Source organism: Limosilactobacillus reuteri subsp. porcinus, from assembly GCF_036621895.1.
GTDB lineage: Bacteria > Bacillota > Bacilli > Lactobacillales > Lactobacillaceae > Limosilactobacillus > Limosilactobacillus reuteri_J.
This window is the reverse complement of the sequence record NZ_LN887395.1, coordinates 1-9,081: the sequence shown is the minus strand read 5'-3', so window position 1 is coordinate 9,081 and position 9,081 is coordinate 1. Positions and strand designations below refer to the sequence as shown.

At 40.0% G+C, this 9,081-nt stretch carries 9 protein-coding genes; 1 reads left to right on the top strand and 8 read right to left on the bottom strand.

Annotation, left to right across the window (positions count from 1 at the left end; translation table 11 throughout):
- Positions 1 to 290: 290 nt before the first annotated feature.
- The 7 genes from AACL61_RS04865 to AACL61_RS04835 all read right to left on the bottom strand — a co-directional run bounded on the left by AACL61_RS04865 (position 291) and on the right by AACL61_RS04835 (position 5,708).
- Complete coding sequence (locus tag AACL61_RS04865; protein ID WP_098035292.1) at positions 291 to 710, bottom strand: rhodanese-like domain-containing protein; 420 nt, start codon at positions 708 to 710, stop codon at positions 291 to 293.
- A 13-nt stretch (positions 711 to 723) separates the two neighbouring features.
- Positions 724 to 1,695, bottom strand: coding sequence for an ROK family glucokinase (locus tag AACL61_RS04860; RefSeq protein WP_003664041.1), 972 nt, complete (start codon positions 1,693 to 1,695; stop codon positions 724 to 726).
- Between the two features lie 24 nt (positions 1,696 to 1,719).
- Positions 1,720 to 1,959: a YqgQ family protein gene (locus AACL61_RS04855; protein ID WP_035156913.1), complete on the bottom strand. Its 240-nt coding sequence runs from the start codon at positions 1,957 to 1,959 to the stop codon at positions 1,720 to 1,722.
- A gap of 6 nt (positions 1,960 to 1,965) precedes the next feature.
- Positions 1,966 to 2,625 (bottom strand): rhomboid family intramembrane serine protease, encoded by a 660-nt coding sequence (locus tag AACL61_RS04850; RefSeq protein ID WP_019252483.1) that lies wholly within the window; start codon positions 2,623 to 2,625, stop codon positions 1,966 to 1,968.
- Between the two features lie 3 nt (positions 2,626 to 2,628).
- Positions 2,629 to 3,183, bottom strand: a complete 555-nt coding sequence (locus AACL61_RS04845; protein WP_035156916.1) for a 5-formyltetrahydrofolate cyclo-ligase — start codon at positions 3,181 to 3,183, stop codon at positions 2,629 to 2,631.
- A gap of 137 nt (positions 3,184 to 3,320) precedes the next feature.
- On the bottom strand, positions 3,321 to 3,470 hold the full coding sequence (rpmG, locus tag AACL61_RS04840) for a 50S ribosomal protein L33 (protein ID WP_003664049.1): 150 nt from the start codon (positions 3,468 to 3,470) through the stop codon (positions 3,321 to 3,323).
- 138 nt (positions 3,471 to 3,608) lie between these two features.
- Positions 3,609 to 5,708, bottom strand: coding sequence for a peptidoglycan D,D-transpeptidase FtsI family protein (locus AACL61_RS04835; protein WP_102816151.1), 2,100 nt, complete (start codon positions 5,706 to 5,708; stop codon positions 3,609 to 3,611).
- A gap of 209 nt (positions 5,709 to 5,917) precedes the next feature.
- Here AACL61_RS04835 and AACL61_RS04830 point away from each other — a divergent pair, with 209 nt between their 5' ends.
- On the top strand, positions 5,918 to 8,533 hold the full coding sequence (locus tag AACL61_RS04830) for a YfhO family protein (RefSeq protein WP_339111054.1): 2,616 nt from the start codon (positions 5,918 to 5,920) through the stop codon (positions 8,531 to 8,533).
- 67 nt (positions 8,534 to 8,600) lie between these two features.
- On the opposite strand, the gene AACL61_RS04825 is transcribed toward AACL61_RS04830, so the two are convergent.
- A complete protein-coding gene (locus tag AACL61_RS04825) occupies positions 8,601 to 8,990 on the bottom strand; it encodes a HesB/YadR/YfhF family protein (RefSeq protein WP_339111053.1) in 390 nt (129 codons plus the stop codon).
- Positions 8,991 to 9,081 lie beyond the last annotated feature (91 nt).

Genomic DNA, 9,081 nt, shown 5'->3' with positions numbered 1-9,081 from the left:
TCTTGTTCATCGGTGCAGTACTTTGCCTTAGACTTCCTTCAGATTCCACCTCACAGTGGACACCCTTGTCCTCAGCTCATGGTTCCGACTACTACGGCCCATAGCGGACTCTCACCGCCTAGCTAATACCCATGCCGGGCGCACAAGCAGTTGAGGCTGGGAGAAAACAAAATTTTCTCCCAGCCTCTTTTTTATTGGTTAAATTTCACAAGAGGCTAGATTCTAAGCATTAGCAAATAATTGGTTAGAATCATCAACCATCCTGATAAAAAGCATGTAAGATACTTTTCTTAATACTTGGACTTTTTAGTCTTACCGTCCCATGCACGATAACCATCTTTTAAGATATAAAGGTGGTTATACTCATGCTTACCTAAAAATGCAGCGGCCTGGGTACTTAATGTCATTCCTTCATCATATAAGTAAACCGGCAAGTCCTTCCGCAACTCGCCATATTGTTGACGAAGATACGGATAAGGCAAGTTACGTGCACCAAGAATATGTCCTTGTTTAAAGTCATTTTCTTGTCGCAAGTCAATAACCTGTGCTTTTCGCATTCCTTGCTTAAAGTCATCTTGACTAAGGACAGTTGCATATCTCTTTCGACGGTAAGTCTGAAATGCCCAGCTAAAAATCCATACTAACAAGATGATTATAATGACTGCATTAAGAATCATCAAGCCAGAGCTAACTCCAAGTACCACGATCATTTCCCCTTACAAATTAATCTTCATTTACAAACTGACGAGCTAATGAAGCAGCACCGATAACACCAGCATCATTACCTAATTCAGCTAACTTCAATTGAGTTGAAGTCCGAACTGTTGGGAAGGCAAATTTTTCAAAGTTTTGCTTTACCCGCTTCAAAAGGAATTCACCAGCTGCGGAAACTCCACCACCGATAACAAGGTATTCAGGGTTTAATGCGTTACTTAAGTTGGCAGTTGCCAAACCAAGGTAGAAGCAAACTTCATCAACAACAGTGTTAGCAAGGTAGTCATTTTCCTTAGCAAGGTCAAAGACAATCTTGGCTGTAATTTCATCACCATTATCGATCATTGCCTTCAAACGACTGTTACCTTCATATTCTTCCGCCTTATCTTGAGCGATATGAACAATTCCAGTGGCAGATGCATATTGTTCAAGACATCCATGATTTCCACAAGTACAAAGGTATCCATCTGGCTTAACAATCATGTGACCAACTTCACCACCGGCACCAACGACACCGTGGATAAGCTTACCATTAGAGATAAGTCCACCACCAACACCGGTACCTAAAGTAATAAATGCAACATCGTCACCTTCATTACCAGCACCCTTCCAACGTTCACCAAGTGCGGCAACGTTAGCATCGTTATCAAGAGCAAATTGCATTCCAGTGCCTTGTTCAATCTCTTCTTTAACGTTTTGCGTTGTCTTCCAGTTTAAGTTGTAGGCACCAATAACAGTTCCCTTTTCACGGTCAATTGTTCCTGGAGTTCCCATTCCGATTCCAATAAATTGGTCGCGAGACATTTTATATAAATCAAGGTGGTGATTAATTGAGTTAATGATGTCTGGCACAATATGTGAACCATCATCTAAAATGTTAGTCCGTAAAGACCACTTTTGTTGAATCTCACCGTTCTCCGTTAAAATTGCAAACTTGATAGTAGTACCACCAAGGTCAACACCAATTAATTTCTTAGCCATAATGATTCCTTTCCTGGGTAAGGCTTAATACAGTTTACCCCTTTTAATTCTCGTTTGTTCTTCACGATGTTCTTTACGCAAAACAATCTTTGCTTTTGTATAAGTTGACTTATCTACAACTCCTGATTGATAGAGGTTATCAAGCTCAATGGCCATTAACTCAATATCATACAGGCGCTTACCAACATATACAAACACGTTGAATTCTTTTAATAGTTGCTGAACATCGTATAGTGTGCGGTAGTTTCTTGAGGCGATCGCCATAAATTATCACTTCAATTCTAGAGTCAAAATTACCAAACTTACCGTTAATACAGCTCCACTTAAAAACTGTTTCAGGTGATCAACAGTTCCTAGCATGGGAGCACCAACAATAAATGCAATGAAAAAGCCACCAAATAGGCCGCCAATGTGTCCTACCAAGTCAACTCCTGACAGGAAAAAATCCATCACAATATTAATAATAACAAATAGCAAAAAAGTACGACTTAAGACGCGAACAATAACGTTATGGCGAAAACAAACGCCCAACATTAAAAATGCGCCAAATAATCCAAAAATAGCAGTACTAGCACCAGCTGAAATTGTCGATGGCATGAAGACCGCGCTGGTAAAGTTACCAAAAAGCGCACTGACAAAGTATATGACTACCATTCGCCAATGACCGAAAAATTCTTCAATATAACGGCCGATGTATAAAAGCGTAACGCTATTGACTACTAAGTGTGATAAACCAACATGAAGGAACACAGGTGATACTAAGCGCCACCATTCACCTTCCCTGATTAAGGGCGTACTACGAGCACCCATGTTAAGGAGGGTTACTGTATTAGTTGAGCCACCTGCATAAACTAACCAGCAATAAACTAATACCTGAAAAATTATTAAGGTAAGCGTCACGGGCGCTAATCTTAGTCCCTGCGTCCGCATCTTCTATATCTCCGGTAAATACAACACTTTATCTATCCGCTGATCGAATTCTTCTGGTTCCCATTCGTTTTCTTCAGCCAGTTGCGTTGTCAATGCCATTGAAACTTTAGGACCCTTATAGTTTTTTAGGTAACGATCATAATAACCGCCGCCAAAGCCCAACCTGTTACCAGATGCGGTAAAGGCTACTCCAGGGACAACCATCAAATCAATCTCATCTGGAGAATAAACTTTGCCATCATGTGGCTCTAAAATACCAAAAGACGTCTCGTCGAAATCAGTATCCTCATTTAATTCAACAAATTCCATTTGACGATGTGGCAGCGTCCGTGGAACAACAATCTGTTGGCCCTTATGACGCGCATGAAGGATAATAGGTGCAGTATCAATTTCAAAAGATTGACTTAAAGTAACAGCAATTGTCTTAGCCCCTGTCCATTCAGGTTGATCATATAGCAAAGATGCTAATTTTCGCTCTTCGTAAAGACGGGTGTTTAAATCTAATTGTTGAAGGCGCGCAATATATGCTTGTCGTAACTCTTTCTTTGAATAAGCCATTATGTTATGACCGCTCCTTTATAGTGAAGTAACAAACGGTATCAGATTTTATTATCACCGCTTGAGTGAATTTATGCAAGCGTTTTTTTATAAAAATAAATAAAAAGAGCCGGTCTCCCAGCTCCTTTATATGGTCATTACTTAGTTTCCCGATGTAATGTAACCTTTTGTTCCCGTGGACAGTACTTGTTTAATTCAAGACGATCTGGGTTATGACGACGGTTCTTGCTAGTTAAGTAAGTCCGTTCGTGGCATGAAGTACATTCAAGTGTAATGTTGACACGCATTATTTTGACCTCCAAACTATTTCTTTTATTTAACGTGGTTATTTATCGTAACCCTAACTCGTACAACTATATCATTTATTCTTCTATTTGGCTAGTAATTTATCAAAGTTTGTTAAGGAAATTTCCTTGACAGTTTAGTTAGTCACCAAACCCTTTAGGACTCTGAACAGTCTTCCAGTAGGCTTCAAAAATTTGTTTTGCCATTGTAAGGTTAGCCCCACCATCGGAATTTGAAGCTCCTGGAATAGCCAATGCAACTACGACTTGTGGATTATCAGATGGCGCATAACCTGCAAAACTTAAAGTAGTCGTTGAATGCGACTTGTAGTAGGTTTCGGCAGTCCCCGTCTTACCAGATACGGATGGTTTAACAGATGCCAACGCTTTACCAGTAACATAACGGTTAGAACCATGAACCACTTGATAAAGCCCTTGTTTAACGACATCAAAGTCATCCTTAGAAGCAGGAATGGTTAATTGAACTTGTGGTTTAGTCGTATATTCGACAGCTCCAAGTTGACCATTAGATTTAGTACCACGGATTTCTTTAACAATGTATGGTCGCATCCGGTTACCACCGTTAGCAATCGTTGACATATATTGGGCAAGTTGAATCAAAGTATAACCATCATAGTTACCGTATGACAAGTCAAGCGCTGAACCGATATGCTTTTGGTCAGCAGGTCCAGTATAACCGCTTGTTTCGCCAGGCAAGTCGATTCCAGTTTTAACCCCTAGTCCAAACATGTTGAAGTAACCCCGCGCTTTAGCAAAAATACTTGGCTTCATCGTAATTTGCGCGTTTGGTGTATATTTCATCCCCGCTTCTTTCATGAGCAGTTGCATCATGTAAGAGTTGGAAGAAACTTCAAGGGCCGTTGCTGCATTAATTGCCATATTTGCTGATCCACCATGGTTAAACCATGATCCCTTAGATGAAGTGCCGGCAAGCTTAATTGGCATATCGGTTAAGGTATTATTTGTTGGCGTAATTACACCATCCATTAATGCCCCCATGACCATCGCCGGCTTTACAACTGACCCCATCGTAATTGGGTGGTTGATAGCACCAATTTCATCAGGGGTTTCTTTACCTGTTTCTGGGTCACGGTCAATTCCAGCCATCGCATAAATTGCACCGGTATTGGGATTCATTACTACTGCATATACCCCAGTGGAGTACTGGTTTCCGGCAGCTGAGTAATTGTTTTTCAAAATCGATTGAACTTGCTTTTGGAATTTTGAATTGATCGTTAATACAAGGTTATCACCCTTCTTACCAGGGTACTTAGTCTTTTCTTTGGTTACATCATTTCCATCAGTAGTAACCTCAGTTTGCGACTTCGAACCAGCTAAAGTTGATTGGAACTGTTTTTCCAGGTAACTTTGTCCAACGCTATCATTTCGAGAATATCCTTGGGCAAGCAGTGAGTTAACTTCATCACTTGGCAAACCAGTAGTTGAGACAGTTCCTGTTAACGATTGAATATCTGTGCCTTGGGGGTAATTACGAGTCCAAGACGTGCCGATCTTTACCCCTGGCATTTCATTCAGGTGTTCTCCGACTGCTGCAAGCTCTTTAGCACTAACACCCGTTTCTTTAATATAAGTTGTCGAAAGGGAATATGCTCCACTCATTGCCGCATAAATTCGGGCATTATTCTTTTGCTGATCAGTAAGCTCCCATGAATCGGGATGCTTGCTCAAATATTCGAGAGCCTTATCATATTTAGTATCTTCAGAATCTGCATCTGAAGTCTTGACATGTTTCAAAACACTCTTAAGCCGCTCTTTATCAGCAAGGTAATAATCCTCTTCATTTCGATCAGTTAAGCGTGAATTCTTATTAGAGACAGACACATATTTCCCTAAACGATTAGCAATCTGATAGAGCTGATCAGTAGTTACATTGGCCCCTTTAGTATAGGTAATGGCTTGATGAGTCTGATTACCAACAAGGACATTCCCTTGCGAATCATAAATCATCCCCCGTTGTACGTTATTCGTCTGCGTTGTTGTATCTGATCGCTTTACTTCCGCTTTAAATGATGTTCCTTGCAGAACTTGAAGATAAAACAGTCGAATAGTTAACGCTAATAACAAGATACCAACAATCCATAGTAGCATGTTCAGCCGGAATGGAATAATTGACTGCGCATTTTGACGCTTTTTGGTACGTGAACCAAATAAGTTCATTATTCGATCAAAGAATTTCACAGTTTTATAATTCTCCTTCATCGTAGTGAATCTATTTTAACAAAAATTACCTGCTTTAACAGATAGTTACCACTACTAACGTGAAAATAATACTCTTTATTTTATAAGAAATGAAGAATTTATTCCAATGATTTAATGAAATTTAATGAACAATAGTAATGAATATCATTTTCAAAAAGGATATGATAATGTGGATGTGTCTATTTAATTGAGAGAAGGAGAATTTTGCTGTGTTTTTATATCAACATCATCGTTTATATCGACGCAAAATTTTGATTACAAGTTTCCTGTTACCAGTTATTTTGATGGCTTGCTATTTTGCATACCGTCAAATGACTCCCTTTGGCAAAAGCAGCTTATTAACCGTTGATCTCGGTCAACAATATGTCGATTTTTTCAGTTACCTTCGAAATATCATTCTCCACCATCCCAGCAGTTTCTTTTATTCGTTTAGCAAAGGGCTGGGTGGCGAAATGTTTGGAACTAATGCATATTACTTGTTAAGTCCATTAAACTTAATTTTGTTATTTTTCCCCGCCCAACACCTTGCAAGTGGGATAACCATCGTGACGCTTGTCCGCTATGGTCTGGCAGGATTGAGTTTTGCTTGGTTAATGCAAAAAACTGAGCTACAACAGGGGTGGCGGATTTTAGCCTTCAGTACCGTTTACTCAATGAATGGTTGGATGATTGCCAACCAATTAAATATGATTTGGCAAGATGCTTTAATACTTTTGCCGTTAATTATTTGGGGACTCCTCAAACTTATCTATCAAAATCGTGTTGGAACTTATATCTCTTGGCTAGCCGTAATGCTGATTAATAATTATTATATGGGCTGGATGATTGCCATCTTTACTTTTCTATTTTTCCTCTGGCAAACACCAGCGTTGGCGTCATGGCGACAACGGGGAGTGATCTTTCTTCGCTATCTCGGCAGTTCGCTGCTTGCGGCGGGTATTTCAGCAGTCATTTTATTGCCAACTTTCTATGCCTTAATGCAAAGTAAAGGGACGTATACTGAAACCAAGATTCACAGCCGTTTTGAGTACTTTGCTCCTAAAATGCTTGGGAAGCTTGTTCCCGGATCATTTAATTTTAATCAAATGCCAAGCGGCCAGCCTAACATTTATATTGGAATGCTATTAATGCTCGGCGCTTGTCTCTACTTTTTCAATAATCGCTTTGACCTTCATCGTCGTTTGATTGGGGCAGCCATTTCTATATTCTTTATCTTCTCATTCTGTTACGAACCATTAGATCTTTTATGGCATGCCGGGCAGTTTCCAGTTTGGTACCCTTATCGTTTCTCATACCTCTTTTCTTTCTGGTGCATCTATCTTGCTGCTAAAGTACTCCAACCTGATTTCAAGATAAAAAAGCGCAGTGCAATGATCCTGACGCTGCTTATTATCGCAATTTACTGGTATGTTGGTACGCTTAACTTATCGTACATTAATAGCAATCAACGAAATATTGGCTTATGCTTTGCGTTGATCGCCGTTTGCTGTCTTTGTATTCCCCGAACAAATTCACCGCGCTTATACGATGCGCTTCTTGTTCTCCTCGCTGTCTGTGATATTTCTATGAGTGGTTACACGGCGCTTAATAAGATCTCTTACGTTTCACAGCCTGAATTTGGCAACTACACCCTCGCTCTTGATAAAAGTGTAGAAAAACTAAAGAAACATGATTCAGGCTTCTACCGCGTTGCCAAAACTTTTATGCGAACGAAGGATGACCCCTTCCAAGCAGATTTTAATTCTGGTGACCATTTTGGTTCGACCCTAGAGCCACCAATTCCAGCCTTCATGGGTGCAATCGGGCAACCAGATGGGGATGGTTTTGTTACGTATACTAATGGAACTCAAGTGAGTGATGCGTTTCTTGGTTATAAATACACTATGAATGCGCGGAACACTTCAGCTGGACAGGCATTACCCCTATCAGGTTTCCGTCCCGATTGGTATAGTTACCCATTAGCAGGATCAACTTCGGCAGTCAATCTCCGTGAGAATCCAAATGCCCTTCCAATCGCATTTGGAGCTAATGCCGCCATCCTCCACCTTCAACGGACGACAATGGATCCGTTAAACTATCAGTCACAGATCTTCCAAACACTTGCCGGTCGCCCAACATTTCATTCATTATTTGCCGTTCAAAACTTTAATTCCGTCAAATTCAATAATGTTCAAAGCGCTAAGCAAATTACTGGTACGATCTTTAGAAAGCAAAACCTGCTTAAACCAGCATCAGTTCAGCTAGAATTTATTCCGCCAACTAACGATTCTTACTACTTAACACTTGGACCAAACGTTGAGGATAATGCCACAATTACGATGAATAACAAAAAGTTCACCCAATATGATACCTTTCGTAATACGGTAGTAATCAACGTTGCCCATGACCAAAAAGGACAAAAAATCATCGTTAATTTGCAACTAAAGAAAGCAACACTTTGGATGCAAAATGTTAGTATCTATCAATTAAAGCAACGACCATTTATGGCAAGTTTAAAGACTCTCCAAGAATCCCCCTTAAAGATTAGTTCATACCGTAGCAATCAGATCATTGGAACGGTCAATCTCCATCGTAATCAGCGAGTATTGATGACCACTATCCCAGCTGCTAAGGGTTGGCATGTTAAGGTAGATGGCAAGTCAACTACTCCACAGACCGTGCTTAATACGTTTATGGCTATTCCAATGAGTCCCGGAAAGCATCGGGTTGAATTTTATTATCGGCCACCGTTCCTCATCCTGGGGCTTATAATTACTGTTATAAGTCTTGGTTTAACTGGTTGGTGGGTTAAGAAAGAACATCAAACAAGGACAATGTTTGATTAGCAATAAAGCTCTTTAGCATACTATCATTGGATAGTGTATGCTAAAGAGCTTTTTCACTATATAAAAATTAATGCTGAGATGCTCCAGTAGAGGCATCAGCCTTATTATCGGAATGGTCATCAGTATCATTAACAAATCCAGCTACGTCAGGTGTATCGCCATCTTCATGTTGAAAATGAAATATCGGTCCGTCTGCTTGCGGATCATAGTCAACAGTAGTGATAAGATCCTTAAAAAACCATTCATCTAGCGAATCAATGTGGTAATTAATGCCATCCTTTTTTACCTCTAAAATCGGGTCAACTGGCTTATCTTCACGAGTAAATCCTTGCGAAAAGCCATGATGGACTTCAGTTTGGCCATAAGTTTTGCCGTAAAACTTTACTCCATTCCCAGGTTCTAATCCCATTTCATCACGAAACCATTGACTTGCAGCATCAGTAATAATCAATTTCATTTTGCTTTCCTCCAACGTCTATTGACATCGCTTTCATACACTTACTATAGCATAGTAGGGCAATAATACCAAATCGAGTAGGAGATAATTG

Bases quoted from the DNA above. Each gene is read 5' to 3' on its own strand.
- AACL61_RS04865 (WP_098035292.1), bottom strand. From the start codon at position 710: ATGATCGTGGTACTTGGAGTTAGCTCTGGCTTGATGATTCTTAATGCA.
- AACL61_RS04860 (WP_003664041.1), bottom strand. From the start codon at position 1,695: ATGGCTAAGAAATTAATTGGTGTTGACCTTGGTGGTACTACTATCAAG.
- AACL61_RS04855 (WP_035156913.1), bottom strand. From the start codon at position 1,959: ATGGCGATCGCCTCAAGAAACTACCGCACACTATACGATGTTCAGCAA.
- AACL61_RS04850 (WP_019252483.1), bottom strand. From the start codon at position 2,625: ATGCGGACGCAGGGACTAAGATTAGCGCCCGTGACGCTTACCTTAATA.
- AACL61_RS04845 (WP_035156916.1), bottom strand. From the start codon at position 3,183: ATGGCTTATTCAAAGAAAGAGTTACGACAAGCATATATTGCGCGCCTT.
- rpmG (WP_003664049.1), bottom strand. From the start codon at position 3,470: ATGCGTGTCAACATTACACTTGAATGTACTTCATGCCACGAACGGACT.
- AACL61_RS04835 (WP_102816151.1), bottom strand. From the start codon at position 5,708: ATGAAGGAGAATTATAAAACTGTGAAATTCTTTGATCGAATAATGAAC.
- AACL61_RS04825 (WP_339111053.1), bottom strand. From the start codon at position 8,990: ATGAAATTGATTATTACTGATGCTGCAAGTCAATGGTTTCGTGATGAA.